The 26,999-nt window shown below is 66.1% G+C and carries 27 protein-coding genes and 1 pseudogene; 17 read left to right on the top strand and 11 right to left on the bottom strand.

All coding sequences use genetic code 11. The features are described 5' to 3' along the window. The first annotated feature begins 1 nt into the window (after nucleotide 1). Nucleotides 2-724 (top strand): acetoacetyl-CoA reductase, encoded by a 723-nt coding sequence (gene phbB / locus M2339_RS14550; protein WP_181561125.1) that lies wholly within the window; start codon nucleotides 2-4, stop codon nucleotides 722-724. Beyond that, nucleotides 721-972 (top strand): ribbon-helix-helix domain-containing protein, encoded by a 252-nt coding sequence (locus tag M2339_RS14555; protein ID WP_264606445.1) that lies wholly within the window; start codon nucleotides 721-723, stop codon nucleotides 970-972. Before phbB ends, M2339_RS14555 begins: the two co-directional genes overlap by 4 nt. A 28-nt stretch (nucleotides 973-1,000) precedes the next feature. Here M2339_RS14555 and M2339_RS14560 read toward each other — a convergent pair whose 3' ends face one another. Further along, the gene (locus M2339_RS14560) at nucleotides 1,001-2,011 is read right to left on the bottom strand and encodes an adenosine kinase (protein WP_264588110.1); all 1,011 of its coding nucleotides are present in this window, start codon (nucleotides 2,009-2,011) and stop codon (nucleotides 1,001-1,003) included. Nucleotides 2,012-2,140: 129 nt separating this feature from the next. Here M2339_RS14560 and M2339_RS14565 point away from each other — a divergent pair, with 129 nt between their 5' ends. The 3 genes from M2339_RS14565 (at nucleotide 2,141) to rnk (ending at nucleotide 3,816) form a co-directional block, all read left to right on the top strand. Then, nucleotides 2,141-2,806, top strand: coding sequence for an EI24 domain-containing protein (locus M2339_RS14565; RefSeq protein WP_264588109.1), 666 nt, complete (start codon nucleotides 2,141-2,143; stop codon nucleotides 2,804-2,806). 4 nt (nucleotides 2,807-2,810) lie between these two features. Continuing rightward, nucleotides 2,811-3,176, top strand: a complete 366-nt coding sequence (locus M2339_RS14570; RefSeq protein WP_264588108.1) for a hypothetical protein — start codon at nucleotides 2,811-2,813, stop codon at nucleotides 3,174-3,176. A gap of 241 nt (nucleotides 3,177-3,417) precedes the next feature. Next, nucleotides 3,418-3,816, top strand: a complete 399-nt coding sequence (rnk, locus tag M2339_RS14575; protein ID WP_264571686.1) for a nucleoside diphosphate kinase regulator — start codon at nucleotides 3,418-3,420, stop codon at nucleotides 3,814-3,816. 44 nt (nucleotides 3,817-3,860) lie between these two features. Here the strand turns inward: rnk and M2339_RS14580 are convergent, their stop codons facing one another. Continuing rightward, on the bottom strand, nucleotides 3,861-5,465 hold the full coding sequence (locus tag M2339_RS14580; RefSeq protein ID WP_264588107.1) for a S1C family serine protease: 1,605 nt from the start codon (nucleotides 5,463-5,465) through the stop codon (nucleotides 3,861-3,863). 199 nt (nucleotides 5,466-5,664) lie between these two features. Here M2339_RS14580 and ada point away from each other — a divergent pair, with 199 nt between their 5' ends. After that, on the top strand, nucleotides 5,665-6,708 hold the full coding sequence (ada, locus tag M2339_RS14585) for a bifunctional DNA-binding transcriptional regulator/O6-methylguanine-DNA methyltransferase Ada (protein ID WP_264573963.1): 1,044 nt from the start codon (nucleotides 5,665-5,667) through the stop codon (nucleotides 6,706-6,708). 704 nt (nucleotides 6,709-7,412) lie between these two features. Beyond that, nucleotides 7,413-7,973, top strand: coding sequence for an LPXTG cell wall anchor domain-containing protein (locus M2339_RS14590; RefSeq protein ID WP_264573962.1), 561 nt, complete (start codon nucleotides 7,413-7,415; stop codon nucleotides 7,971-7,973). A 78-nt stretch (nucleotides 7,974-8,051) separates the two neighbouring features. On the opposite strand, the gene M2339_RS14595 is transcribed toward M2339_RS14590, so the two are convergent. Continuing rightward, the gene (locus M2339_RS14595; RefSeq protein WP_264573961.1) at nucleotides 8,052-10,220 is read right to left on the bottom strand and encodes a primosomal protein N'; all 2,169 of its coding nucleotides are present in this window, start codon (nucleotides 10,218-10,220) and stop codon (nucleotides 8,052-8,054) included. Between the two features lie 144 nt (nucleotides 10,221-10,364). Here M2339_RS14595 and fsa point away from each other — a divergent pair, with 144 nt between their 5' ends. Continuing rightward, nucleotides 10,365-11,018, top strand: a complete 654-nt coding sequence (gene fsa / locus M2339_RS14600; RefSeq protein ID WP_181561134.1) for a fructose-6-phosphate aldolase — start codon at nucleotides 10,365-10,367, stop codon at nucleotides 11,016-11,018. Between the two features lie 81 nt (nucleotides 11,019-11,099). Here fsa and M2339_RS14605 read toward each other — a convergent pair whose 3' ends face one another. After that, nucleotides 11,100-12,314 (bottom strand): penicillin-binding protein activator, encoded by a 1,215-nt coding sequence (locus M2339_RS14605; protein WP_413714862.1) that lies wholly within the window; start codon nucleotides 12,312-12,314, stop codon nucleotides 11,100-11,102. Nucleotides 12,315-12,324: 10 nt separating this feature from the next. Here M2339_RS14605 and rsmI point away from each other — a divergent pair, with 10 nt between their 5' ends. The 4 genes from rsmI (at nucleotide 12,325) to M2339_RS14625 (ending at nucleotide 15,245) form a co-directional block, all read left to right on the top strand. Continuing rightward, nucleotides 12,325-13,161, top strand: coding sequence for a 16S rRNA (cytidine(1402)-2'-O)-methyltransferase (gene rsmI / locus M2339_RS14610; RefSeq protein ID WP_413714863.1), 837 nt, complete (start codon nucleotides 12,325-12,327; stop codon nucleotides 13,159-13,161). After that, nucleotides 13,158-13,532 (top strand): YraN family protein, encoded by a 375-nt coding sequence (locus M2339_RS14615; RefSeq protein ID WP_264571693.1) that lies wholly within the window; start codon nucleotides 13,158-13,160, stop codon nucleotides 13,530-13,532. The genes rsmI and M2339_RS14615 overlap by 4 nt, the downstream gene beginning before the upstream one ends. 91 nt (nucleotides 13,533-13,623) lie before the next feature. Next, on the top strand, nucleotides 13,624-14,583 hold the full coding sequence (gene gshB / locus M2339_RS14620) for a glutathione synthase (RefSeq protein WP_264588105.1): 960 nt from the start codon (nucleotides 13,624-13,626) through the stop codon (nucleotides 14,581-14,583). 50 nt (nucleotides 14,584-14,633) lie between these two features. Next, nucleotides 14,634-15,245 (top strand): DedA family protein, encoded by a 612-nt coding sequence (locus M2339_RS14625; RefSeq protein WP_264588104.1) that lies wholly within the window; start codon nucleotides 14,634-14,636, stop codon nucleotides 15,243-15,245. Nucleotides 15,246-15,252: 7 nt separating this feature from the next. On the opposite strand, the gene M2339_RS14630 is transcribed toward M2339_RS14625, so the two are convergent. Genes M2339_RS14630 through M2339_RS14640 form a run of 3 tightly spaced genes read right to left on the bottom strand, consistent with a single transcriptional unit; the run spans nucleotide 15,253 to nucleotide 16,905 of the window. Next, a complete protein-coding gene (locus tag M2339_RS14630) occupies nucleotides 15,253-16,161 on the bottom strand; it encodes a tyrosine recombinase XerC (RefSeq protein WP_264588103.1) in 909 nt (302 codons plus the stop codon). After that, on the bottom strand, nucleotides 16,158-16,613 hold the full coding sequence (locus M2339_RS14635) for an NUDIX hydrolase (RefSeq protein WP_264606446.1): 456 nt from the start codon (nucleotides 16,611-16,613) through the stop codon (nucleotides 16,158-16,160). The genes M2339_RS14630 and M2339_RS14635 overlap by 4 nt, the downstream gene beginning before the upstream one ends. A gap of 7 nt (nucleotides 16,614-16,620) precedes the next feature. Further along, the gene (locus M2339_RS14640; RefSeq protein ID WP_181561141.1) at nucleotides 16,621-16,905 is read right to left on the bottom strand and encodes a BolA family protein; all 285 of its coding nucleotides are present in this window, start codon (nucleotides 16,903-16,905) and stop codon (nucleotides 16,621-16,623) included. Nucleotides 16,906-16,955: 50 nt separating this feature from the next. Between M2339_RS14640 and M2339_RS14645 the strand changes: the two genes are divergently transcribed. The 3 genes from M2339_RS14645 (at nucleotide 16,956) to cobS (ending at nucleotide 20,044) form a co-directional block, all read left to right on the top strand. Continuing rightward, complete coding sequence (locus M2339_RS14645) at nucleotides 16,956-17,579, top strand: J domain-containing protein (protein WP_264588101.1); 624 nt, start codon at nucleotides 16,956-16,958, stop codon at nucleotides 17,577-17,579. Between the two features lie 65 nt (nucleotides 17,580-17,644). Continuing rightward, on the top strand, nucleotides 17,645-18,952 hold the full coding sequence (locus tag M2339_RS14650; protein WP_264588100.1) for an Hsp70 family protein: 1,308 nt from the start codon (nucleotides 17,645-17,647) through the stop codon (nucleotides 18,950-18,952). An 84-nt stretch (nucleotides 18,953-19,036) separates the two neighbouring features. Then, nucleotides 19,037-20,044, top strand: coding sequence for a cobaltochelatase subunit CobS (cobS, locus tag M2339_RS14655; RefSeq protein ID WP_264571700.1), 1,008 nt, complete (start codon nucleotides 19,037-19,039; stop codon nucleotides 20,042-20,044). Between the two features lie 45 nt (nucleotides 20,045-20,089). On the opposite strand, the pseudogene M2339_RS16240 reads toward cobS, so the two are convergent. After that, a pseudogene (locus M2339_RS16240) lies at nucleotides 20,090-20,197 on the bottom strand (PEPxxWA-CTERM sorting domain-containing protein); the annotation flags it as partial. A gap of 749 nt (nucleotides 20,198-20,946) precedes the next feature. Between M2339_RS16240 and cobT the strand changes: the two are divergent. After that, nucleotides 20,947-22,773 (top strand): cobaltochelatase subunit CobT, encoded by a 1,827-nt coding sequence (gene cobT, locus M2339_RS14665; RefSeq protein ID WP_264588099.1) that lies wholly within the window; start codon nucleotides 20,947-20,949, stop codon nucleotides 22,771-22,773. 320 nt (nucleotides 22,774-23,093) lie between these two features. On the opposite strand, the gene M2339_RS14670 is transcribed toward cobT, so the two are convergent. From M2339_RS14670 to M2339_RS14680, 3 genes are all read right to left on the bottom strand, one after another. After that, nucleotides 23,094-24,296 (bottom strand): pyridoxal phosphate-dependent aminotransferase, encoded by a 1,203-nt coding sequence (locus M2339_RS14670; protein WP_264583821.1) that lies wholly within the window; start codon nucleotides 24,294-24,296, stop codon nucleotides 23,094-23,096. 74 nt (nucleotides 24,297-24,370) lie between these two features. After that, on the bottom strand, nucleotides 24,371-24,964 hold the full coding sequence (locus M2339_RS14675; RefSeq protein ID WP_264588407.1) for an aminotransferase class IV: 594 nt from the start codon (nucleotides 24,962-24,964) through the stop codon (nucleotides 24,371-24,373). Between the two features lie 35 nt (nucleotides 24,965-24,999). Further along, nucleotides 25,000-26,187: an aminodeoxychorismate synthase component I gene (locus M2339_RS14680; RefSeq protein ID WP_264606447.1), complete on the bottom strand. Its 1,188-nt coding sequence runs from the start codon at nucleotides 26,185-26,187 to the stop codon at nucleotides 25,000-25,002. 101 nt (nucleotides 26,188-26,288) lie between these two features. Between M2339_RS14680 and M2339_RS14685 the strand changes: the two genes are divergently transcribed. Then, on the top strand, nucleotides 26,289-26,990 hold the full coding sequence (locus M2339_RS14685) for an NnrU family protein (RefSeq protein WP_264588097.1): 702 nt from the start codon (nucleotides 26,289-26,291) through the stop codon (nucleotides 26,988-26,990). Nucleotides 26,991-26,999 lie beyond the last annotated feature (9 nt).

The raw sequence follows: 26,999 nt of genomic DNA on the forward strand, positions 1-26,999 counted from the left end.
AATGAGCAGAGTAGCGATCGTGACCGGCGGAACCCGCGGTATCGGCGAAGCAATCAGTCTGGCACTGCGCGAAAAGGGGTTTGAGGTCGCTGCCAACTATGCGGGCAATAGCGAGCGCGCCAAGGCTTTCACGGACAAGACCGGCATTCGCTCCTACGCGTGGGACGTGGGTGATCATCAGGCCTGCCTCGATGGCTGCGCCCAGGTCGCGTCCGACCTTGGTCCGATCGACGTTGTCGTGAACAACGCCGGCATCACGCGAGACGGCGTGCTCATGAAGATGAGCTTCGAGGACTGGAACGAGGTGATGCGCATCAACCTCGGCGGCTGCTTTAACATGGCCAAGGCCACCTTCCCCGGCATGCGCGAGCGCGGCTGGGGGCGCATCGTCAACATCGGCTCGATCAACGGTCAGGCCGGCCAATATGGCCAGGTGAACTATGCCGCAGCCAAGTCGGGCATCCACGGCTTTACCAAGGCGCTGGCGCAGGAAGGCGCCAAATATGGCGTCACCGTCAACGCCATCGCGCCGGGCTATATCGATACCGACATGGTCGCCGCCGTGCCGGCCGCGGTGCTGGAGAAGATCGTGGCGCGCATTCCCGTCGGGCGTCTGGGCCATGCGGAAGAAATCGCGCGCGGCGTGGCCTTCCTGTGCAGCGAGGATGCCGGGTTTGTGACCGGATCGACCCTGTCGATCAACGGCGGCCAGCACATGTATTGAGCCGGGCGGTGGAAGAGACGCCACCGCTTTATGCCGGCCCGGTCAAGCGCAGCATGACCATTGCCGGCCACACGACCTCGATCAGCCTGGAGCCTGTCTTCTGGCGGGCGCTGGAAGACAGCGCCCGCGCGGCAGACCTGCCGCTGAGCGCGCTCGTCGCCCGCATCGATGCCGAGCGGATTCGACAGAGCGAGCCGCCCAACCTCGCCAGCGCGATCCGGTGCTGGTTGCTGGTGCGGGCAGGATAGGCGCCGGTGTTCCGGCGCCTGCCAAGCCTCAGGCGAGCAGCGTGCCGGCCAGGTCCTTGAGATCGGCCTCGGGCCGCGCGCCATAATGTGAGATGACTTCTGCAGCGGCGATGGCGCCGAGCGTAAGGCAGGTCGTCGGGTCCTGCCCACGCACATGGCCGGTCAGGAAGCCAGCGGCGAAGAGATCGCCCGCGCCGGTCGTGTCGATCACTCGCTCGACGGGCGCTGCCGCCACTTCATAACGCGTGCCGTTCTGGATGGCGATGGCGCCCTTCTCGCTGCGGGTGACGATCAGCGTCGGCAGCTTGTCCGCAAAGCGCGCAATGGCCTTTTCGCAGTCCTGCGTTTGCGCCAGCGAGCAGATCTCGGTTTCGTTGGAGAAGAGGATGTCGATCATCCCGCCGTCGATCAGGCTGATGAAGTCCTCGCGATGGCGCTCGATGACGAACGCGTCGGACAGCGTGAAGGCCACCTCGCGGCCCGCCTCGCGCGCGGCGGCGATGGCATCGCGCATCGCGGCGCGGGGCTGCTCGGGGTCCCACAGATAGCCCTCAAGATAGAGGATGCGGGCCGAGCGGATCATGTCGAGATCAAGCGCGGCCGCGGGCAGGAACTGGGATGCGCCAAGGAAGGTGTTCATCGTGCGCTGAGCATCGGGCGTCACCATGATGAGGCAGCGCGCGGTGGGCGGGCCGTCGCTCGCCACCTCGGTTTCATAGCGAATGCCCAGTGCGCGAATATCATGCGCGAAGATGCGGCCGAGCTGGTCGTCGGCGACCTGGCCGATGAAGCCGCATTTGCCGCCCAGTGCGGCCATGCCGGCCAGGGTGTTGGCCGCCGACCCACCGGAAATCTCAAGGCCGCTCGCCATATCGGCATACAGTGCCTCGGCCTGGTCGGCATCGATAAGCTGCATCCCGCCCTTGGTGAGCGCGCGGCTGGCGATGAAGGCATCGTTTTCCTGGGAAATCACATCGACAATGGCATTGCCGATGGCGACGACATCAAGAACAGCTTCGGACAAGAGGCATTCCTTCATGAAGGATGAGGCAGGGCGGGAGAAAGCCCGTCCTTATCCGCCTGATCTCGCCCCGGCAAGCAGCGTGGGGCAGGGCATGGGGAACGCCGGCCGCTTGACCGCCGCGCGTGCTCGGGCAAAACCTGTCCCATGGTGTTTCCCGCCTTGCTGCGCGCCCTCCCGCAAATCCTGTTGCCCGGCATTCGCGCGGTGCTCTGGCAGAGTCTCGCCATCACCGTGGCGATCTTTGCGCTTATCGGCGCGGGCGTCTGGCTTGGATTGCGCCTGCTGCTGACCCGGACCGGCTGGCTGGATGCAGACGGTTTCGCCGGCGCAGCGCTCGCCGTCGCAATCGCGCTGGTCATCGGCTGGTTGCTGTTTCGCGCCGTGGCGATTGCCATCGTTGGACTTTATGCGGATCGCATCGTGGCGGTGGTCGAGCAGACGGACTATCCCACACGCCATGCGCAGGCGGCGGCCGTGCCTTTCGCCACCGGAATGCGGATCGCCTTGCGCTCGGCCGGCCGCGCGGTCGGCTGGAATCTGGCGGTGCTGCCGCTCTATGTAGCGCTGCTGGTCACAGGCGTCGGCGCGCCGATCCTGTTCCTTGTGCTCAATGCCTATCTGCTCGGCCGCGACCTCGCCGAACTGATCGAGGGGCGGCATCCGGGCCTGGCGGCGTTCACCGCTGGCCAGCGCTGGCAGCTGGGCCTCGTTTCGGCGCTTCTATTCCTGCCACCCGTCGTGAACCTGTTGGCGCCGATCTGGAGCGTAGCTATGGCCGCGCACATGTTTCACGCCCCGCGGAAGACCTGAACAGATGCTCTTGCGCTTTGGCTTTCCCCTGCTTGCCCTGCTCCTCTCCGGCTGCGGCGCGTCGCTTGTCCCGCAGACTGGCGGCCAGGCGCCCGCGGTCGGCTATGCGCCGGCCAAGCGGTCCCAGCCGGGCGGCATCGTCGGCGCGGATGCGCGGGGCCTGCAACGGCTTTTCGGGGAGCCTCGGCTGGACATTCGCGATCCTGCAGTGCGCAAGCTGCAGTTTGCCAACGGCCAGTGCGTGCTGGATGCCTATCTCTATCCCCCGGCCGCGAATCGGGAGCCCGTTGTGACGCATGTCGATGCCCGCAACAGCGCGGGCGATGACATGGACGCCGCTGCCTGCGCAGGCCTGCTCCGCAGGCGGTAGGATGGCGCGCCGGGGCGCATCGATTGACTTCCCGATCAGGCAATGACAGCTTGCAGGCATGACTGAGCATGTTGGCCAGCCTTGTTGCCTGTCGGGCAACCGATCTTATCGAGGTCAGATCCTCACGGGACGATAGCCCCGGGAGTCGGCGCGTCTCGCCCCGACTGTCGGGGTGAATTCGCGCATCTTGCCCAGCGTCCCCCCTAGGTGGCGCTGGCCCTCCATCTTGAAAGATCCATCCATGACCAGCACACAGGCGGGCCGCAGGCCGGCCATCCATATGATCGACACCGAAGCCGATCGCCTGACCGAACTTGCGCTCGGCGCCGAAGACCGGTTTCCCGAGGTCAGCGCCTTGTTACTCGATGAAGTCGGGCGCGCGACGGTGAAGACCGCCAGCCAGATCGGCCCCGATGTCGTCAGGATGCAATCCACGGTGGCGTTCATCGACGAAGAAAGCGGCGCCGAACGGTCTGTCCAGCTCGTCTATCCCGGCGAGGCGGACATCAATGCCGGCCGCGTCTCCATCCTCACCCTGATCGGCGCGGCGCTGATCGGCCTGCGCGAGGGTCAGTCGATCAACTGGCCGGATCGCAGCGGCAAGCGGCGGCGGCTGCGCATCCAGTCCGTCAGCCACTGAAGCGCCATGTGGGCAGGCCGGGCGTCGGGACAGGGCGTCGGGACTTAGGGCGCTGTGCCTGGTCCCGCCGTCTTGGGCACCTGCCGCTCGCAGCGATAGACGAGGCGCTCGTTCGGGCTGGATGGCAGCCGCGCCTCGATCTCGCCCTGAATCTGCATCAGCTTGGCGAGCCGCTCTGGGTCGCTCGAGCAGCCGGACCAGCCGATCTTGTCCCGCAGCGCGCGCATCTCGGCGGCGCTCTGCGCGCTCACGAGATAGTTATCGGTGCGGTAGCGGCCGATACCGGGGTCGAAGCGCCGCACCGAAACAGCGGCCTCGTCAGCCGGCACGAGGGCGCGGGACCAACCGGTCGCGCCGTTCTGGAACTGGGTGCGCCCGTCAAGGCACCCCTGCTGCGTCCAAGTAAAGCTCAGATCCGCCGTTTCCGAGACGGTGACTCGGCTCAGCCCCGGTTCGAGCCGGCATAGCCAGCGACCGCTTTCGGCCGACGCCGCGCCGTCCGTCTCGTTGCCGACCGCATTGCCGGCATCCGGCAGCGGCTCGGCCGGTGCGTCGGCGCTGTCGAAACTTGGGCGCAGCGCAAAGGTCAGCACTGCAGCCAGCAGCAGCACGCCTGCCGCCCCGCCAAAGCGCCGGGCGTGGCGGATGTTGCCGCGCGACTGGCCCAGTACCGCGGCACCGCCGGTGAGAGCCGCAGCGGCAAGAAGCAGCGCGGCGATGGCGATCATGTTCTCCCGGCGGGCGATGACCTGCTGCTGGGCCTGCTCGCGCGCGGCGATGGCGCGTTCGCGGTCTTTCAGGGCGGCTTCGTTCTGCCGCCGCGCCGCCTCGGCCCGAGCGCGCTCGTCGGCGGCCTGCTGGGCCGCGTCGATTTCCGCCATGGATCGGCAGGTTTCGCTCGATCGGCGCACCTGAACATTGGCCTGCCGCAGAAAGCTCGCAATCTCGCGCGTCGATACCGCAAAGCCATATTCGGCGTCGCTGCCGTCCGAGAGCGAGCCAAAGCTGTTGATGCCGATGACGCGGCCGCAATCGTCCACCAGCGGCCCGCCACTGTTTCCCGCCGCCAGTGGCGCGGTGTGCAACACGGTGTCGAACTGGCGGGAGGCGCGCCCTGCCGAGACATTGCCAGAGGTGCGGACGGCGCTCATCGGGCGAATGATATCCTCGATGCTCATGCCCTGCGCGCGATCGACCGAGCCGGGATAGCCAATGGCGGTCACCCGCGTGCCGTCTTCCACCGGGCCGGCCAGAAAGGTCGCGATGGGGATCGATGGGGCATCGTCGACCGCCAGCAAGGCCAGATCATTGCCCGGCGAATAGGCCAGGATGCGGCCGCCATAGCTGTTCGTGCCCTCGGACGGGATGATGCCGATGACGATGTTGGATTCACTGCGGGCGAGTTCGACGACATGGGCATTGGTGAGCACGCGGCCCGGCGCGATCATGACGCCGCTGCCATGGCCGACGAAATAGGCATTCTGGCCGTCCGTTGCCACCAGCGCCACCCGCACGACGCTGCGCGAGGCGGCGGCGATGTCCTGCACATCTGCCAGCGCCGGCGTCAGGGCAAGAGGCAGCAGCAGCGCAAGGGCGAGGTGGAGGACCGCTTTGAAGGAACCGAACAGTCCGGTGCGAGGCTTGATCATGGGGAACCTTTAACGCGCCCTTCGAGCTCTCGACAGAGGTTTTCACGGTCCACGCGCTTTGAAAGCAATTTACGGGAAGCTTGCCCGCATTGCCGGTGCGACAAGGACCCGCCGCTGACCCCGCGCCTTGCGTAAGCATGACCGGCCCGCTTACATCGGATAGCCCCCGCTCGATTGCGGAAGAGACAGGAAAATTGCTATGCCCGCCATCGCGCCGGCCATTGATGAAGAGACGGCATGGGCGGCCTTCGCGGCGCGCGACCGCCGCATGGACGGGCATTTCGTCGTCGCGGTCAAGACGACCGGCATCTATTGTCGACCGAGCTGTCCTGCGCGCCGCCCCCGGCCGGAGCATGTCACGATCCTGCCCGATGGCGGCGCGGCACGAGCGGAGGGTTACCGTCCCTGCCTGCGCTGCCGCCCGGACGATGTCGCGCCGGATCGCGCTGCCGTCACGCAAGCGCTGGCGTTGCTAGAAGCTGGTGAGGTCATGCCGCCGCTGGCCGAGCTGGCACGCGCCGTCGGCTACACGCCCCACCATTTCCAGCGCCTGTTCAAGCGGGCCGTCGGAGTCTCGCCCGCGGCCTACTGGCGCGGCCTGCGAGCGGACCGGCTGACGCGCGCGCTCCACCAGACCGAAAGGATCACAGATGCGATCTACGATGCCGGCTATGAAGCACCCAGCCGCGCTTATGCCGACGCGCGGACGCGACTTGGCATGACACCATCCGCCTGGCGCAACGGCGGCGCGGACGTGACGATTCGCTTCACGGTCACGGCGACCTCTCTGGGCGACATGCTCGTCGCGGCGACCGACAAGGGCCTGTGCCGGATCAGCTTTGATGAGGAGGAAAGCGACCTGCGGCGGCATTTCCCGCGCGCGACGATCGTTGCCGGGGGTGCCGATTTTGCGGCATTGGTAGCGCAGGTCGTGGCGCTGGTCGACGATCCGACACGCGCGGTCGATCTGCCGGTCGATGTCGCCGGCACAGCATTCCAGCAGGCGGTATGGGCGGCCTTGCGGGCGATCCCCATCGGTGAAACGCGCACCTACACGCAGATCGCAGCAGCGGTCGGCAAGCCGGCTGCCGTCCGCGCGGCGGGGTCGGCCTGTGGCGATAACAAGCTGGCGGTGCTCATTCCCTGCCACCGGGTTCTTCGCAGCGATGGCGGATTGGGCGGTTATGCCTATGGGACGGATCGCAAGACGGTCCTGCTGGAGAAGGAAAAACGGCTGAAGTAGGACTTTTCTGGGGGAACATGAGGATAGAGTCGGCCCCAATAGATCAGTGGCGAAAAAACAACGAAAACTCATTGCCTTACGCGCCGGCTGCCAAGTAAATTTTCAGTTCAACTTGTCGCCATTGCCTAACAACTGGCCGGATTCAGCCAGGGGACGCGAAACCAGCAGACATGTTCAGCGGTTTTTCCCATACTATGACACGCAACCATGAAACCCCTCGTACAGCGCTGACCGCGATTGCCGCCGTCTTGGCGCTTGGCTCCACCTCGGCTCTGGCGCAGGAGGCCGGAACCGCTCCACCCGCGGTCGATCCCGCAGGTAGTGAAATCGTGATTCCGGATGCGCAGCCTGCGCCTACGGCGGTCCCGCTCCCGACAACCGCGCCGCCCCTGACGACCGTGGCTCCGATCGTCACGCAGAGCCCGGCAGCGCCTTCATCGAGCGCCTTAACCGCTGCGCCCATTGTTGCCCCGGAGGCCACAACCGCCCGTACTGCTGAAAGCCCTCCCCAGGCGCGTCAGGTCGTTCCGGCGTCCGCGGAGACCGCCTCAGCACCTGCCGAGCGCACATCGAGTGCCCGCGCGGAATCGACGCGTCCGACTGCGGCGCGTGAACCGGCTCCGCAGCCGGTCGCCAGCGATACTGTCGCGCCGGCCGAAGCCCAACCCCAGGCGGTTGAGGCAGCCTCTGCGACTGAGGCGCCGATGGTCAATGAGACACCGCAACCCGCGCCGCTTGAAACCACCGGTGAGGCTGCTTCCAGCGATAACACCGCGATCATCATCGGCGGTGCTGGTGCGCTCGTCCTGCTTGGAGCCGGCTTCATGGCCTTCCGTCGCCGCAAGACCTATGATCGGGAGATCGAAGCAGATGCGATGGAGCGGGAGGTGATCCGTGAACCCGTCGTCACGCCGAAGCAGGATACGGTCGTGAATCCAGCCTCTGCACCTGCCGTAGCGCCCCGTGCACCGGTTGATTCTTCTGCTCCGATCATGCAGCGCTCCACTGTGGTCCGCGAGGGCGATCTGGAACAACAGGTGGCGGCGGCGCCGTCGCGGGAAAACCCGTTTCTTACCCGCAAGAACCGTCTGCGTCGCGCCAACTTCCTGATGCGCCAAGGCGCTCTGCCTGAGGCTGCGCCGGCGACGATGGACCGCCAGACCGCGGCAGCGCCCGCAACCCAGCCGCAAGCCCCTGCGCGTCAGACGATTTATAGCTTCGGCGGGACGACCGTCCGCCCGACCCTAAAGCCGCGCACGACCTGATCTCCATCGGTCCGTAGATTAAGATGCAGCCGCTCTTCGTAACGAGGAGCGGCTGTTTCACTACAGCGCCGTTCGCAATCAGACGAAGCTGTAGGGATCGATATCCACACTCACCCGCGTCGTGGACTTCCAATCGATCTGGCCCAGCCATTTGCGGACGATGGCCTGCAAATCCACCCCGCGCCGCGCGTGGACGAGCAATCGGAACCGGTGTCGACCGCGCAGCACGGCCAGCGGCGCTTCGGCTGGCCCATAAACGTCCAGACCATCCTGATGCGGCGCAATCTTACCGATTCGCTGGGCCGTCTCGCGGGCCAGCGCGCCGTCGGCATCGCTGACGATGATTGCCGCGAAGCGCCCGAACGGCGGCGCGTTGGCTATTCGCCGGCTTTCCGTCTCCATCGCGTAGAAGCGCGCGCCATCGCCGTCGAGCAGGGCGCGGATCACCGGTGTCTCCGAGGCGCGGGTCTGGATGAAGACCCGTCCAGGCTTCTCGCCACGCCCCGCGCGCCCCGAGACCTGCATGATCTGCTGATAGGTGCGCTCGGCGGCACGCAGGTCGCCCCCATCCAGCCCAAGATCGGCATCGACCACGCCGACGAGCGTCAGTTCGGGGAAGTGATAGCCCTTGGTGACCAGTTGCGTGCCGATGATGATATCCACGGCCCCGCCCGCCACGTCCCGCACAAAGGCAGCCGCCCGAGCCGGAGACCATAAGGTGTCGGAGGTGACGATGGCGGTGCGTGCCTGCGGGAAGAGCAGCTTCACCTCGTCCGCGATACGCTCGACGCCGGGGCCGCAGGCGACCAGTGCATCGCTTTCATGGCATTCCGGGCAGGCGTCGGGCGTGGGGATGCTGTGGCCGCAATGATGGCAGGCGAGGCGCCGGGTCAGGCGATGCTCGACCATCCAGGCGGTGCAGTGCGGGCACTGGAAGCGATGGCCGCAATGGCGGCACAGGGTGAGCGGCGCATAGCCGCGCCGGTTGAGGAACAGCAAAGATTGTTCGCCGCGCTCCAGCGTCTCCGCCATGGCCTTGACCAGCGGCGGCGCGAGCCATCGTCCCCGGTCGGGCGGGTCGCGCGTCAGATCGAGGCCGATGATCTCCGGCAGTTCGGCGCCGCCGAACCGGCTGGGCAGGGCAATCTCTTCATAGCGCCCCAGAGCGACCTGATGGCGCGTCTCGATGGCCGGCGTCGCCGAAGCGAGGATGATCGGGCAGCTCTCGAACATGCCGCGCATCACCGCAACGTCCCGCGCATGGTAGCGCACGCCTTCTTCCTGCTTGAAGCTGGTCTCATGAGCCTCGTCCACGATGATGAGGCCGAGCTTGGGGTAAGGCAGGAACAGCGCCGAGCGCGCGCCCACCACCACCTGCGCCTCGCCGCGTGAGATCGCCCGCCAGGCGCGACGCCGGTCGGATTGCTTGAGGCCGGAATGCCAGGGCACCGGCTCACAGCCAAAGCGGGCGGTGAACCGGTCGAGAAACGGCTCGGTCAGCGCGATCTCGGGGAGCAGCACCAGCGCCTGCTTGCCTTGCCGCAGAGTCTCGGCCAGCGCCTCGAAATACACCTCCGTCTTGCCCGATCCGGTGACGCCATCAAGCAGGACGGTCTGGAAGGCATGGGCGCGAACATGCTCTGTCAGCCTGTCGGCCGCGGCCTGCTGGTCGGCGCTGAGCGTGACGGTCACGAAGTCGGGGTCCGGATCGGGATAGGGCTGATCGGTGGAGACTTCGACAGCCTCCAGCGCGCCCTGCTTTACCAGCCCGCGAATCACCGCGTCGCTGACTTCGCCAATGGCGGCAAGTTCACGCACCAGCCCCTGACGCTCGCCGATGCGTTCCAGCGCTTGCGCGCGCTGGGGCGTCAGCCGATCCGGCACGGCGCCGGTTGGACGATATTCCACCACTGTCTTCTCGCCATCCAGCGCGGACATGGAGGCGAGCGCCATGCGCAGCACGGCAGCGGGCGGGGCGAGATAATAATCCGCCGTCCACTCGATGAGGCGGCGCAGCGAAGCGGGCAAAGGCGGCGCATCCAGCACGCCGGTAATGGGGCGCAGACGATTGTCGCCGACCGGCGCGACGTCCGGAAAGCGGTCCGCTTCCCACACCACGCCGATCATGGGGCGCGGACCCAGCGGGGCGACGACGATCTGCCCGGGCTCCACGCTCATGCCATGCGGCACCCGGTAATCGAGCGGGCCTAGCGCGGCGTTGAGCAGAATGATCCGGGCGCGGGTCATGCTCCGGCCTTAGAGACTGTCTGGCTCGGAGGAAATGGCATCGTCGGCCTCGCTTGCGCCTCCGCACGGCAGGCGGGCCTTACATCCGGGGGCGTGCGGCGCTATAGGCGGCGCCAATCTCTCCACAACCGGGAACCTCTGGCCATGAAATTCTTCGTCGATACCGCCGACACTGCCGACATTCGCGAGCTTGCCGCCACTGGCCTGCTGGACGGCGTGACGACCAATCCCAGCCTCATCCACAAATCGGGCCGCAAGTTCCTCGAAGTGGTGGAAGAAATCTGCGGGCTGGTCGATGGCCCCGTCTCAGCAGAAGTCGTGGCGCTCGATCATGAGACGATGATGAAGGAAGCCGCTGTGCTCCGGAAGATCGCCGAGAATGTCTGCATCAAGGTGCCGCTCACCATCGATGGCTTGAAGACCTGCAAGGCGCTCACGCAGGATGGCTGCCAGGTCAATGTGACCCTGTGCTTCTCGGCCAATCAGGCCCTGCTCGCCGCCAAGGCAGGCGCGACGTTCATCTCGCCCTTCGTCGGACGGCACGATGACAATGGCTTCGATGGCATGCGGCTGATCGAGGACATCCGGCTGATCTACGACAATTACGCCTTCGAGACCGAGATTCTCGCGGCTTCGCTTCGTCACCCCATCCATGTGCTCGAATGCGCGAAGATCGGTGCGGACGTGATTACGGCGCCGCCAGCGGTCATCAAGTCGCTGGTCAACCATGTGCTGACCGACAAGGGCCTCGCCGCTTTCGCTTCGGACTGGGAGAAGACGGGTCAGTCGATCCTCTAGGACCTGCCGCATTTCAATAAGAAGGGCCGCTGTCTCCTGGGAGGCAGCGGCCCTTTTCTTTGGCTCGCAGGGCGGCGCGATCTACCGCCCGAAGCCCTTGGGCGCGGTATCCACCACCGTCGATCCACTGGCGCCGACCTGCTGGACTTCCAGTGCGCGCTCGGCGATCCCGTCCCGGCCGAAGCGGAAGGCGCCGTCGATGCCGGCGAAGCCCTCGGCATCGCGAAGTCGCGCTGCGGGGAAGGCGCTCCCGGGCTTCCAGTCCTGCGCGATCCGCACGGTGAGCAGCACCGAATCATAACCCAGCGACGCGAGGCGATATGGCGCGGCGCCGTAGGTCGAGCGATATTTGGTTGCGAGCGTGCGATACAACCCATCGGATACGCCGGCATACCAGGCACCGCGCAGCGCCGTGCTGGCGGACAAACCTGCTTCGGTCGCCCACAGTTCGGTGCCGAGGATGCGCGCATCCCTGGCGCCAGCCGTGCGGACCAGCGGCGCGGCTTGCAGCGCGATGCGACCGACATCGGCGATCAGCAGCGCATCATAGCTGGAACTGGCCGACAGGCGCTGGACTGCGGACTGAACCGAATTGGCCGAGCGATCGAATGTCTCCATCGCCACGACCGTGCCGCCGGCGGCTTTCACCTCGCTGAGAAATGCCTTGCCGGCCCGCTCGCCATACACGCCGCGCGGCACGAGCGCTGCGAAATCGCTCAGGCCGCGCGCCCTTGCAAAGCGCACGACGCGGGAGACCGATTGCTCCGGGCTGTAGCCGAGCAGATAGACGCCATTGCCTGCGACGCTCTCGTCATTGGAATAGCTCAGCACCGGAATGTTGGCTGCGCGCGCAATCGGGGCAACCGCGCGCACCTCGTCCGCCGTCAGCGGGCCGAGGATGAGCTTGTTGCCCTCCGCCACGGCCTTGCGCGCGGCCTCGGCCGGGTTGCGCCCGGTGTCATAGGTGGTGACGCGCAGTCGCTCGGTCTTGGTATCCAGCAACGCCATGGTGGTGGCATTGGCCAGCGAGCGCCCCACGCCGGCATTTGCGCCGCTCATTGGCACAAGCAGGGCAATGCGGTGCCGCTCGGTATCGGTCGGCAGGCCCTGCGTCACATCCGGCTGCTGTGTCTTGGGCGGCGGAGCAGGCTGCTGCGCCGGCGGCACCACGCGCGTACAGGCCGCCAGCAGCATGGCGCCGATCAGCACAATGCCCTGCAGAATGCGACGGGGCGTCGGGGTGCCTCCAGCCGCGATGTCGAACCTCACTTGCCCCGCAAGGCTCCTCTCTGCCATGGCACACCTCATGTCCGCTTCACTTGAGCCTGGCCTATATATCGTTGCGGGACCGATCGGCAACTTGTCCGACCTGTCGCCCCGCGCTGCCGCGGTCCTCCAAGGCGCGGACGTAGTGGCCGTAGAGGACAGCCGGGTCAGTGCTAAATTGCTGCGCCATGCCGGGTCCGACCGGCCCATGATTCCCTACCATGACCACAGCGATGAGCGGGTTCGCGCTCGTCTGGTCGAGCGGATGGGGAGCGAAGCTATAGCGCTGTTGTCGGACGCAGGAACGCCGCTCATCTCAGATCCTGGATACAAGCTGGTGCGAGACGCCCGTGCGGCAGGCCGATCCGTCAATACGGTGCCCGGTCCCTGCGCGGCGATTGCGGCGATCACGCTCTCTGGCCTCCCCAGTGACCGTTTTCTGTTCATGGGCTTCCTGCCCCCAAAGACGAAGGCCCGCACTGATACGCTGATGGAAGTGGTGGCGCTCCGTGCGACGCTGGTTTTCTACGAGAGCGGGCCGCGCTGCGCGGCATCGCTGGCGGACATGGCGGCCGTGCTCGGCGATCGTCCGGCCGCGCTCTGTCGAGAGATCAGCAAGGCCTATGAAGAAAGCTTGACCGGCACGCTGACCGAACTCTCGGCGGCCTGCGCGCAGAAGGAGCCACGGGGCGAGATCGTGCTGGTCGTCGGTCCGCCGGGAGAGCGCGCCGCGCCGGAAGCCGACGAGATCGATGCAGCGCTGCGCGAGGCGCTGGAGCGGCTGACTGTCTCGCAAGCGGCAGGCGAAGTCGCCCGCGCATTGGGGGCGGACCGCAAGGCGCTCTACGCGCGCGCCATGGAGCTCAAGGGGAAGTGAAAGGCAGCCCGCCCACGCCGGCGCGGCTCGCCGCCGAGAAGCGCGGCCGGCAGGGCGAGCGGATCGCGGGCTGGTGGTTGCGGCTCAAGGGCTGGACGATCCTCGCGCGGCGGGTGCGCACCCGCGCCGGCGAGATCGACCTGATTGCCCGGCGTGGCAAGATCGTCGCCTTCGTCGAGGTGAAGACGCGGGCCAGCGAGGCGCTGCTCGATGAAGCGATCGATGAGCGGCGGCTGGCGCGCGTCGCGGCGGCGGCGGAAGCGGTCGCCCATAACTGGCTGGGGCCGGATGACGACATGCGCATCGACGTGATGCTGCTTGCGCCGGGTCATCGGCCACGCCATCTGGAAAATGTCTGGCACGGCGGCTAGCGCCTGCGGTCCCGGTTGCGTCACGTGTCAGCGTCTCGGTTCAGAACAAGGCAGGGCTCGAAGCAGCCCGAACGGTGGAAGGTAAGAACGGATGTCGCTCAAGGTCGCTCTGCAGATGGACCCGATGGAGTCGCTGAACATTGCCGGCGATTCGACCTTTCACATCATGATCGCCGCCCAGGCGCGGGGGCACCGGCTCTACCATTATCGTACCGATGATCTGAGCTGGCGCGGCGGACGGCTCTATGCGCAGGCGCGTGAGGTGACGGTGCAGAAGGTTGCAGGCGATCACTATCGCTTCGGCGAGGCGGTCAAGCTGGACCTTGGCCGCGATGTCGATGTGGTCTGGATGCGGCAGGACCCGCCCTTCGACCTCAATTATATCACCGCGACGCATCTGCTGGAGCGGATCACCGGCGAAACGCTGGTCGTCAACGATCCGGTGGCCGTGCGCAACGCGCCGGAAAAGCTGTTCGTGCTGGATTTCGCGCGCTTCATGCCGCCCACGATGATCACGCGCAGCCTTGAGGAAACGCGCGACTTCCTTGCCGAGCATAGCGAGATCGTCGTGAAGCCGCTGTACGGCAATGCCGGCTCGGCCGTGTTTCGCATTGGCGCAGATGGGGCCAATCTCGCCGCTCTGGTGGAACTTTTCGGTGAGATGTGGGTCGAAAGCTTCATGGTGCAGGCTTTCCTCAAGGACGTGGCGCAAGGCGACAAGCGGATCGTTCTCGTCGATGGCGAAGTGGCCGGCGCGATCAATCGCATTCCCGGCAAGGGCGAGATCCGCTCCAACCTGGCCGCCGGCGGCACCGCCGCCAAGACCGAGCTGACGGCGGAGGAGCAGGAGATCTGCGCCGCGCTGGGGCCGGAGCTCAAGAAGCGCGGCCTGCTGTTCGTCGGCATCGATGTCATTGGCGGCAAATGGCTGACCGAAATCAACGTGACGTCACCGACCGGCATCGTTGCCATCGATACCTTCAACGGCACGGATACCGGCGGCATGATCTGGGATGCGGTCGAGCGTCGACTGGCGGAGCGGGCGGCCTGAGGCTGCTGCAACAACCAGATGATTGATAAGCCGATGATGGGTGACGACAGATGAGCGATTGGGTCGTTCATCTGATCGATGCCGGCGGATATTGGGGCATCACCCTGCTGATGGTGCTGGAAAATGTGTTTCCGCCCATTCCGTCCGAGTTGATCATGGGCATTGGCGGCATTCGCGTCGGCCAGGGGAAGATGGATGTGGTGCCCCTGCTGGCAGCGGGGACCATCGGCACCACCATCGGCAATCTGTTCTGGTATTATCTGGGGCTCTGCCTCGGCTATGCGCGCCTGAGACCCTTGGTCGAGCGCTATGGCCGCTGGGCAACGTTGCGGTGGCGGGAGGTCGAGTGGCTGGAGCGGATCTTCCTGCGCCATGGCGACAAGATCGTGTTCATCTTCCGCTTCATGCCGGTGTTCCGCACGATCGTCTCGCTCCCGGCCGGGCTGTTCGCCATGCCGTTCTGGCGCTTCGTCATCTGGACGACCGGTGGCGCGCTGATCTGGAACGTCGTCTTGGTCGGGGCCGGCTATTATCTTGGCGTGCGGTTCGAGCGCATCGATGATTATCTTGGCCCGCTCACCAATATCGCGGTGGCGTTTCTGGTCGTCGGCTATTTCTGGCGGCTGTTCACTTGGAAGAGCGAGCCGCGCGACCAGCCGTAATCATGTCTTATCCTTCCGCGCGCGGGTGCGCGTTGCGATAGACATCGAGCAGATGCACCGCATCGACCTGCGTGTAGATTTGCGTCGAGGACAGGCTGGCATGACCGAGCAGTTCCTGCAGTGAGCGCAGGTCCGCGCCGCGCCCGAGCAGATGGGTGGCGAAGCTGTGGCGCAGCGCATGCGGCGTCGTGCGATCGTGCAGGCCAAGGCGCCCGCGTGCCCCCTGAACGGCGCGACGAATCAGCGCCGGGGAAAGGGGGCCGCCGCGCGCGCCCCGGAACAGGGGTGCGTCCTTGCGCGTCGGATAGGGGCAGAGCGCGATATATTCCTCGATCGCGCTGCGCACTTGCGGCAGCAGCGGCACCACCCGCGTCTTGCTCCGCTTGCCCAGCACCCGCAGCGTTTCACCCAGCGGCAAGGCGTCGCCTGTCAGTCCCAAGGCTTCGCTGATGCGCAGGCCCGCGCCGTAGAGCAGCATCAGCACGGCCCAGTCGCGCGCCCCGATCCATCCGTCTCGCGCGGTTTCGGCAATGTCCTCGGCAAGCGCGACGGCTTCATCCGGGCTGATCGGTCGCGGCACGCCGGGCTTGACGCGCGGCCCGCGCATCACCGGAATCGTGGCGCCCTCGCCGCCCACAAACCGCAGAAAGGCGCGCAGGGCAGAGAGCTCCCGCGCCGCCGAACTGTTGCCGATGCCTTCCGCCCGGCGCGCCGCCAGAAAGGCGCGCAGATCGCTTGTCGTCAGCGTGGTGATGGCCGCCGATGTCGGCGCGCGGCCGTCCATGTCCGCCATCCAGTCGAGCAGGCGTTCGGCGGTGGAGACATAGGCGCGCACGGTGTGAAGCGAGCGGCGCCGGCCTTCGGCGAGATGCGCGCGCCAGCCTTCCAGCAGCCCTGCCCGCGTTTCGCCGGTCATGACGGCACGGTGCCGGCGAGCAGCTCCTGCCAGATGTCCAGCAAATCGACCGGATACCAGGCCTCGTCATGGGCCGCCAGTTCCTGTGGCGTCCACCAGCGGTGCGAAAGCATGACGGCCTTCTCGAGATCGGTGTGACCCGCCGTGTCGATTCGCGCCTCCGCGACGGGGACCGCGTAAAAGCGCTCCTCGGCATCGACGGGAATGCCCTCGAGCGTGACGAAGGTGACATCGCGCACCGCCACGAGCGGACCGGGTTCGAGGTCGAGCCCTGTCTCCTCGCGCAGTTCGCGCCGCGCGGCCTGCTCAAAGGTTTCGCCCCGATCGACCGCGCCGCCGGGCGTCACCCAAAAAGGCGGGCGATCATCGGGCGTGAAGCGGAAGAGCAGCAGCCGTCCTTGCGGATCGGTGACCAGCAGGCGGGCCGCTGGACGTTTCGCGCGACGGGTCACGCCCCGCTCATTCACCCGGCGCGCGGGCTCGAATGGCGAGGGCATGCACCTTCTCACGCAGCAGATCGGCGAGCGCCGCGTTGACCATGCGCTGCCGCGCAACGCGGGATTGGCCGGTGAAGGAGTCGGCGACGATCTCCACGGTGAAGTGGCTTTCGCCGCTGCCATCATCGCCCATATGCCCGCGATGCTTGGCGCTGTCATTGATGACGGCGAGCTGTTGCGGGGACAGGGCATTTTCCAGCCGCTGTGCGATCTCTTGCCCGACCGGGCCTAGCGAAGCGTCAACCATGCGCCCTATATAAGCGTTTTGGGTCACGCAGCCACAGGGAAGAGACAGTCGTGTCAGGGTCGGGGTTCAATCAGGGTGCATCGCGCCGCCACACGCGCTTTCACGGTCGCGTGGAAGGTGAGGCGCGCCGCTGCTCGCATCCCGGCTGCATGGAAGCAGGTGAGTTCCGCGCGCCGCCAGAGGAAAAGCGCGGCGCACCCGATGGTCCGCCGCAATGGCGCTGGTTCTGCCTGGAGCACATCCGCGCGTTCAACACCGAGTATAATTACTTCAAGGGGATGAGCCCGGAGGAGATCACGCAGGCGCAGCGTCCTTATGGCGGCTGGGAGCGAGAGACGCGGGCCTTTTCGTCGGCCGCAGCGAGTGGCACGCCGCCGCCACGCTGGGCCGATTTCTCCGATCCGCTCGATGCGATTGGCGCCCGCTTCAAGATGCGGGCAGCGGAAACCGCGCAACGGCAGGATGGCAAGCCGCTGTCTGGCGCGGATCGGTCTGCCCTCAAGACGCTTGGTCTTTCGACCGATGCCGACCGGCGCGCCTTGCGCACCAGCTATACCGAGTTGGTCCGCCGCTTTCACCCGGATCATAATGGCGGCGACCGCGCGCATGAGAAAGCGCTGCAAGACGTGATCGCGGCCTATTCCCATCTCCGCAAGGCGCCGGCCTTCGCCTGACGGACCTTGCCGCGCCGGGTCTACGCTGCCATAGGCGCCGGCCCGCTTCCAGGAAGGTGATTGATATGGCGACCGGCACGCCGGCCCGTGCGATGGGCTTCGACTTCGGCACCACCAACAGCGTTGCCGCGATTGCCCAGGACGGCACGTCCCATATGCTGGAGTTCTCGGGCGACAAGGCGACAGGCGCCGTTTTCCGCTCGGCCCTGTGCTTCTGGGAAGAGGGCGAGAGCCGGGCGGCGCTGGCGCGCGAGGCAGGGCCGTGGGCCATCGCGGAATATCTGGATTTTCCGCAGGGCTCGCGCTTCATCCAGTCGTTCAAGTCGGTCGCCGCCAGCCCGCTGTTCGATCATGCCAGCATTTTTGATCAGCGCATGACCTTCGAGCAGTTGGGCGAGGCCTTTCTGGAGCGCATGGTCGCCCATGCCGGTGGCGCGCTGGGCTCCGGGCCGGAGCGGCCCGAACGGATCATCGTGGGCCGGCCGGTGCGGTATGCGGGCTCGCGACCGGATGAGGGGCTGGCCCGCACGCGCTACGATGCCATGTTCCGCACCTTCGGCACCGATATCCATTATGTCTACGAACCGCTCGGCGCGGCGTTCAGCTTCGCCAGCCGCCTGTCGGAGCCGGCGACGGTTCTGGTCGCGGACTTTGGCGGTGGCACGAGCGATTTCTCCATCGTGCGGATGCGCCCGGCGGGCGACGGGCGGCGCTGCGAGCCGCTCGGCCATGCCGGCATCGGCATTGCGGGCGACCGGTTCGATTACCGCATCGTCGATCATCTCGTGCTTCCCATACTTGGCAAGGGCAGCAGCTATCGCTCCTTCGACAAGGTTCTGGAAATTCCCCGCAGCCATTTCGCGGACTTTGCCGACTGGTCCCGACTCGCCCTGATGCGCAACCGGCGGACCATGGAAGAGCTGGCGCGGCTGCAGCGCGCTGCCGTCGATCCCGCTGCCATCGGGCGCATGATTGCCATCATCGAGCGGGAGCTCGGCTATGCGCTCTACGATGCGGTCGGCCAGCTCAAGCGTGCGCTCTCGAGCGAGGATGAAGCGCATTTCCGCTTTGAGAGCGATGATCTGGTGATCGATGCCGATGTGACGCGTGCCCAGTTTGAGCGATGGATCGCGCCGGATGTCGCGCGGATCGAGGAGACGGTCGATCAGGCCCTGGCAGACGCCGCATTGGACGCCGACGCCATCGACCGCGTGTTCCTCACAGGCGGATCGTCGCTCATCCCCGCGATTCGCGCCATATTCGAACGCCGGTTCGGTGCCGAGCGGATCGCGACCGGCGGAGAACTGACATCCATCGCGCACGGTCTCGCGCTGATCGGGCTGGAGCACGATCCGGCGGAATGGGCGGTCTGATCCGCCTGATGGAACCCTACCTTCTATCGACAGGGCGCGCGGCAATCGGTTAGGGGCTGTGTGACTCGCAGGAAGATGATGACTATGACCGATCTGCCCAACACCAATTCCGACATGCGCAGCGAGGTGCTGCTCGATGCGCCCGATCGCGTCGTGAGCGCGCGCGAGGTGTTCGGGGTCGATATCGACATGGAGATCCCCGCCTTTTCCGAAGCGGACGAGCGCGTTCCGGATACGGACCCCGCCTATGTGTTCGATCCGGACACGACGCTCGCGATCCTGGCCGGCTATGCCTATAATCGCCGGGTGATGGTGCAGGGCTATCACGGCACCGGCAAGTCGACTCATATCGAGCAGATCGCGGCGCGGCTCAACTGGCCCTGCATCCGCATCAACCTCGATGCGCATATTAGCCGCATCGACCTCGTCGGACGTGACGCCATCGTCCTCAAGGACGGTCAGCAGGTCACCGAGTTCAAGGAAGGCCTGCTGCCCTGGGCCTTGCAGCGTCCGGTGGCTTTGGTGTTCGACGAATATGACGCCGGTCGGCCCGACGTGATGTTCGTCATCCAGCGCGTGCTGGAAGCCGACGGCAAGATGACCCTGCTCGACCAGAACCGGGTGATTCGTCCGAGCCCCTGGTTCCGCATGTTCGCCACCGCCAACACGGTCGGCCTGGGTGACACCACGGGCCTCTATCATGGCACCCAGCAGATCAACCAGGGCCAGATGGACCGCTGGAACCTTGTGGTGACGCTGAATTATCTGCCGGCCGAGACCGAAGCGCAGATCGTGCTCGCCAAGTCCGGCGAATATGATCATCCGGGCGGTCGCGAGGAAGTCGCCAAGATGATCCGCGTCGCGGAACTGACCCGTCAGGGCTTCATCAACGGGGACATTTCCACCGTAATGAGTCCGCGCACCGTGATCTCATGGGCGCAGAACACGCTGATTTTCAAGGATGTCGGCTTCGCCTTCCGCCTGTCATTCCTCAACAAGTGCGACGAGGCGGAGCGGGCGCTGGTGGCGGAATATTACCAGCGCGTGTTCGGCAAGGATCTGCCGGAAAGCGTCGTCGGCAAGAGCGCCTGACGCGGCAAGGCGGCCCGAGCGCGGGCCGCCTTCGCGAATGGGTGATCAGGCGATGCGCGTGCGGGTCACCCGGTAGCGCAGGGCGACGCCGGCCAGCGCGAAGCCGGCAATCATCATGGCCCAGGTTGCCGGCTCGGGAATGGCGGGCGGCGGCGCCATCATCGCGCGCATCAGCGGGCCGGCGGTCTCCGTGTGCGACTCTGCCTGCGGCTCCGCGGCCTCGTCAAAATAGCTGCCCAGCACCGAATGGGTGAACTTGTAGGGCGCGCCTTCGAACACGGTTGGCGTCGGTTCGGTCACGGTCGCCATCGGCGTGGCGGGCGCCGGGCTGGTGAAATAGCTGTCGAGCACGGAGTGGGTGAATTTGTACTGGCCGCCCTCGAAAACGCCTTGCGAATCCGCATAGTGGCCCAGCCAATTGTTGAGCTGGGCATAATTGTTGAAGTTGCGCACGCCATCCAGGCCCTTGAAGACCATCTGCTGGCTGCCGCCGCTGTTGATCGCAAAGCTGAAATCGCGCTGCGAGAAGCTGGCCTCGGTGTGCAGAATGCTGGTCAGCAGGGCGATGCGCGCATTGAGATTGACCGCCGCGCTGACGCTCTGGATCGGCAGGAGTGCGCCGCTCGTCAGCATCGCGGCAAGGCAGGCAGTCCGGATCATGGGCAATCGTCCTATCACAAAAAGCTGCGCGACCTAGCCGCTCCAGCACCGTCCCTTGGGGACGCTGATAGGCAGGCAGGCCGCGTTCGAAAATGGATTTAACCAAGAAATCCTAATAATTTGGGTGCTGTTCCACAGCGGCACAGTTGAGCGCGCAAAGGTTGACGAGCTGAGATGGGCCGCTCTGCCAAAGGGCAGGAGGGTTGACAGGATCGGGGCACTGGACCAGCCCATTGTACATCATGGCTGACCGTTCCCCCCTCGACCGCTTCAAGGAAGTTCTCACCGGCGCCTCGCGCGCTGTCGCGCATGATGCCGAGGTTGAGCTCGGCTTCACGCCCGATGCACCGCACCTCGCCGGCAAGCAGATCAAGGTGCCCACGCCGACGCGCAATCTGCCGGCGGATCAGGTCGCGCTCGCGCGCGGCTTTGCAGACAGCTTCGCGCTCAAGCTTCGCCACCATGATGCGCGACTCCATTCCGCGCGGGCGCCGAGCGAGCCCGCTGCGCGCGCCGTCTATGATGCCGTCGAGATGGTCCGTTATGAGGCGCTGGGGTCCAAGAACTACGCCGGCATGCGGGCCAATCTCGCCGCCGCGCTGGACATGCGCACCCATTCCGACCCGATCACGCGCGCGCAATCGGCCGATGAAGTGCCGGTGCAGGGCGCCGTTGCCTTGCTGCTGCGCGAGAAGCTGACCGGGGAAGCGCCGCCGCCCGAATCGCTCAAGGGCATCGAATTTCTGCGCGAGTGGATCGACGAGAAGGCCGCTGACGACTTTGAAGGCCTGTCTTTGTGCCTCGACGATCAGCAGGCCTTTCAGGACAAGGTGCTCTCGATGCTCCAGCATCTCGAGCTGGTGCGCGCGGAGGTTCCCCCCGAATCGCCCGATGAGGATGACGAGGACCAGGACGAGCAATCCGAGCAGCAGGATGAGGACAAGGAAGAAGACGAGGGCGAAGAGGACGATCAGTCCCGCGCCGACACGCGCGGCGAGGATAAGGGCGAGCCGGGCGAGGAGATGTCCGAAGAGCGCGAGGAGCAGGACGGCGACTCGGACGAGGATGGCGATGGCGACGCGCAGGATGACGATGGCGCCATGCCCGTGCGCCCCAATCGCCCCTTGTCGGACCTGCCGCCGGACTTCGACTACCACGCCTATACGACGAAGTTCGACGAGGTGGTGACGGCGCTCGACCTGTGCGATGCCGATGAACTCGTGCGCCTGCGTGGTTTTCTTGACCAGCAGCTCGCCCCGTTCCAGGGCGCGGTCTCCAAGCTGGCGCACCGTCTGCAGCGGCGCCTGCAGGCCCAGCAGAACCGCAGCTGGGATTTCGACCAGGAGGAAGGCATGCTCGATGCCGCGCGACTGGCGCGCGTTGTCGTCAATCCCGCGCACTCGCTCTCCTACAAGATGGAGCGGGACACCGATTTCCGCGATACGGTGGTGACGCTACTGATCGACAATAGCGGCTCGATGCGGGGGCGCCCCATCGGCATCGCAGCGATCAGCGCGGACATCATGGCGCGCACGCTGGAGCGCTGCGGCGTGAAGACCGAAGTGCTCGGCTTCACCACCCGCGCCTGGAAAGGCGGGCAGAGTCGCGAACAATGGCTCGCCGCCGGGCGCCCGCCCCGGCCCGGTCGTCTCAACGATCTGCGCCACATCATCTACAAGAAGGCGGATGAGCCCTGGCGCCGTGCCAAGGCCAGCCTCGGCCTGATGATGCGCGAGGGGCTACTCAAGGAGAATATCGACGGCGAGGCGCTGCTCTGGGCGCACAATCGCCTGCTCGCCCGGACCGAGGAACGCCGCATCCTGATGGTGATTTCCGACGGCGCGCCGGTCGACGATTCGACGCTCTCGGTGAACAACGGAACCTATCTGGAGCGGCATTTGCGGCAAGTGATCGGCTGGATCGAAGGCCGCTCACCGGTCGAGCTGATCGCCATCGGCATCGGCCACGACGTCACCCGCTATTACAAGCGCGCCGTGACGATCATGGATGCCGAGCAACTGGGCGGTGCGATGGTGGAGCAGCTCGCGGCGCTGTTCGACAAGGACTAATTGGACGAGCCTTGCGTCGGGGAGCGTTTCTTCGCCTGGGGAAGCTCCGATCATGACACCGAAGCGGTCTTCGCCGATCTTTACCGTTCGTGCTGAGTAGGCTCTGAGGAGCGCCGCAGGCGCATATCGAAGAGCCGTATCGAAGCATCGCAGCGCACGGGCCGGTCCTTCGATACGCTGCTTTGACGGGCTCAGCAGCTATTCAGGACGAACGGAGAGCTGCTCGAAGAATATCCGTGCCGACGCCGGCAATGGCGCCCATCAAGCAGCGCTGGAGGCAGGCCGGCCCAGCGTTCCCGCTCAGGCCGGCCTGTCCTTTATCACTTCAGCGCGGCGCAGGCTTCCTGGATGCGCGTGCAGGCCTTGCGCAGGATTTCTTCCGAGGTCGCGTAGCTCACGCGGAAGGCCGGGGCGAGGCCGAAGGCGCCGCCGTGGACGGCTGCGACGCCCTTGCTCTCGAGGAAATAGGTGATGAGGTCCTCGTCCGTGGCAATGGTCTTGCCCTCGGGCGTGGTCTTGCCGATGCAGCCGGCGGCATCGGGATAGACGTAGAAGGCGCCTTCCGGCGTCGGGCAATTGAGGCCCGGCGCATCGTTCAGCATGGCCACCACCAGATCGCGGCGCTTGCGGAATGCCTCGTTGCGCTCGATGAGGAAGCTCTGGTCGCCATTCAGTGCGGCCGTCGCCGCGGCCTGGCTGATCGAGCAGGGGTTGGAGGTCGACTGAGACTGCAGCTTGGCCATCGCTTTGATGATCCACTGCGGACCACCGGCATAGCCGATGCGCCATCCGGTCATCGAATAAGCCTTGGACACGCCGTTCACCGTCAGCGTGCGCTCGTAGAGATCCGGGCAGACCTGCGCGATCGTCTTAAACGGGGTCGGCGCATACCAGACATGCTCGTACATGTCGTCGGTGAGGATCAGCACATGCGGGTGCTTGCGCAGCACCTCACCGAGCGCCATCAACTCCTCGCCGGAATAGGCCGCGCCCGTCGGGTTGGAGGGCGAGTTGAGCAGCACCCAGCGCGTCTTGGGGGTGATCGCCGCGTCGAGCTGGGCCGGCGTGATCTTGTAGAGCTGGTCGGCACCGGCCGCGATGATCACCGGCGTGCCGCCGGCAAAGTTCACGATGTCGGGGTAGCTCACCCAATAAGGCGCGGGGATGATGACCTCGTCGCCGGCTTCCACCGTCGCGATCAGCGCGTTGAACAGAGTGTGCTTGCCGCCCGAGTTCACGCTGATCTCGCTCGTCTTGTAGGAGAGCTCGTTATCGCGCTTGAACTTGGCTGCGATCGCTTCCTTCAGCTCGGCGGTGCCGTCGACATTCGTGTACTTGGTCTGCCCACCGCGGATCGCGGCGATGGCGGCATCCTTCACGAAATCGGGCGTGTCGAAGTCCGGCTCGCCGGCGGAAAGGCCGATGATGTCCTTGCCTTCCCGCTTGAGGGCAATGACCTTGTCGGTCATCGCGAGCGTGGCGCTGGGCTGAATACGGCCGAGGGCGGCGGAAGTCCGGGACATGGAAAGCTCCTGACAGTCAGGGATGATGCGCGTGGCGCCCGGGACGCTCCCGGACGGCGCGGTGCATAGTGCGCTCAGCCTTGCGGCGCAACCAGCCTCGCAGCCATCAGCCCGCGCGCGGCATTGCCGATGAGGAAGCCATCCGACAGATCCTCGGGCCGTAGGTCGGCCTCCTGCGCCTTGCCCTGGTCGATCAGGCTCTGGCGCAACACGCCCGGCAGCAGGCCGCGTGCAAGGGGCGGCGTCAGCAGGGTTTCGCCCCGCTGGACGAACAGGTTGGTGAAGCAACCCTCCGTCAGATAGCCGGCCTCGTCGGTCAGCAGCACTTCGAACGTGCCCGATTGCCGCAGGGGCACCTCGTAATGGCGCCGGTCCGTGGTCTTGTGCCGCACGCGAATATCGTCTCCGCCGAGCAGGCGAGGCGCGATGCTCACCGACGCCGGTCCCTCCAGCAAGGGCGGCATTTCGCGAACCTCAATACTGAGCGTGCCGATCCGGCCGAGCAGGATGCGCACGCGCCTCGGCTCGACAAAGCCGAAGGTCGCGGCCTGCAGTTCGTTGCGCAGCTCATGCCGGTCGAGAATGAAGCCAAGTTCGTGCGCGCTGCGTTCGAGTCGCCGGATGTGAAGGTCGAGAAGCGGCAGGCCGATTTCGGGATCGAAGGCCATGGTTTCGATGAGGTCGAAATGATGGGCCTTTGCGATCAAAGCACGTTCTCCTCAACGGCCAGAAACCGTCCCTTGTCGAGGCATTCCTGCCATTCTGCCTCGGGCTGGCTGTCCGCAACGATGCCGGAGCCCAGCCCCACGATGCCCGCCCGCGCATCCTTCTCCAACACGATGGTGCGGATGGCGACATTGAACCGTGCGGTGCCGTCCGGTGCAATATGGCCGATGCTGCCCGTATAGAGTCCGCGCCCGAACCGTTCGACCTCGCGGATGATCTCCATGGCGCGCAGCTTGGGGGCGCCGGTGATCGATCCGCAGGGGAAGAGGGCGCGCAGCACGTCCGCCGGGCCAAGTTGCGGTTGCAGCCGGCCCTCGACGACGGAGATCATCTGATGGACCGTCGGATAATGCTCGACATGGAAGAGCGCCGGGACCGCGACGCTGCCCGCCTGCGTCACGCGCGAGATGTCGTTGCGCAACAGGTCAACGATCATCAGATTTTCGGCGCGCTGCTTGGGGTCGCTGGCGAGGTCGCGCGCGGCGGCGGCATCGCGGTCCGGATCGGCATCGCGCCGCGCGGTGCCTTTCATCGGCCGGGTCGTCACCATGCCATTGGCCAGCGTGAAGAAGCTCTCAGGCGAGAAAGACAGGACATGCCGTCCATCATGGCGCAGCAAGGCGCCGTGGCCGGCGGCGGCACGGGGCCGGATGGCGCGATAGGCGGCGAGGGGATCGCCATCGATGGCGACGCGCGCGGGGAAAGTCAGGTTCGCCTGATAGATGTCACCGGCGCGGATATAGTCCAGCACCGTCCCGATGGCGCAGTCATAGTCGGCGCGCGAAATCATCGGCTGGATCGGGCCGATCGTGACGGGCGTCTCCGGGAGCAGCGCGTCCACGGCATCCGCCGCGATGGGCTGGGGCGCGTCGAACAAGCCGAACCAGAGCAAGGGCCCGGCATCGCCCTCGCGCGGCACATAGCCGTTCAGCCGCGCCTCGAAGGCGTGGCCCGCCGCATAAGAGAGGTAGCCGGCGGCGTGCAGCCCGCTTTTGACCGCCGCCTCAACCCGCGCCAGCGCAGGCAACACATCGACCAGCCGATCGGCGCGGATGATCTCGACCGGGTCGCGGAACAGCGTCGCCCTGCCGGATCCGTCTGCCCGCGCATCATCGAGCAGCACGAAGGGTGCGTCGGACGATATGGGCAGGGCGGCGCGATTCATGGGGCCCTATTGGCAGCGTGATGGCATCAAGGCCAGCGTTTCAGCACCGTCAGACTCGGTGTAGAAGCTGCACAGGCGGCAGCGTTGAGGAGGCACGTCTCATGCAGGCTTTGATACATCTGGCTCTGGCGATGGGGAGCTTCGTGGGCATGCACCTTCTCCTGTCCCATCCCCTTCGCGCGCCTCTGGTCGCGGGGCTGGGCGAGCGGGGCTTTCTTGGCCTCTATACCCTCACCGCCTTTGCCACGCTGGGCTGGACGATCCTCGCTTTCCGGGCCGCGCCCGCCGCGCCGCTGCTGTGGATCGCGCCCATCGGCCTGTGGCACCTTGGCGGGCTGGTGATGGCGCTCGCCGGCGTGATGCTGGTTGGCTCGCTCATCGGCAATCCCGCGATGGTCGACCCCACCGGGCAGATGACCGCGCCCGAGCGCGCCCGGGGTGTCTATGCCGTGACGCGCCACCCGATGATGTGGAGCTTCATTCTCTGGGCGCTGGTTCACGCCACGCTCTGGCCATCCGGACGGACGCTGATCCTCACGGGCGGCATCGCCGTGCTCGCTTGTGTGGGCGCGCTGGGGCAGGACCGGAAGAAGGCTCGGCTCCTGGGTGCGCCATGGCGCCAGTGGCAGGCGCGCACGAGCTTTGTGCCATTCGTCGCGCTCCTGTCCGGGAAGGCGGAGTGGCACGCGCTGTGGCCGGGCGTCGTTCCGGTGCTCGGCGGCGTCATCCTCTGGCTCGGTGCCACCTGGGCGCATCCCTTGCTGGGCGGACCGTTCGTGCCGCCTTGGCTGTGGATTGGATGACACAGTCTC

Source organism: Sphingobium sp. B2D3C (genome assembly GCF_025961835.1).
Taxonomy (GTDB): domain Bacteria; phylum Pseudomonadota; class Alphaproteobacteria; order Sphingomonadales; family Sphingomonadaceae; genus Sphingobium.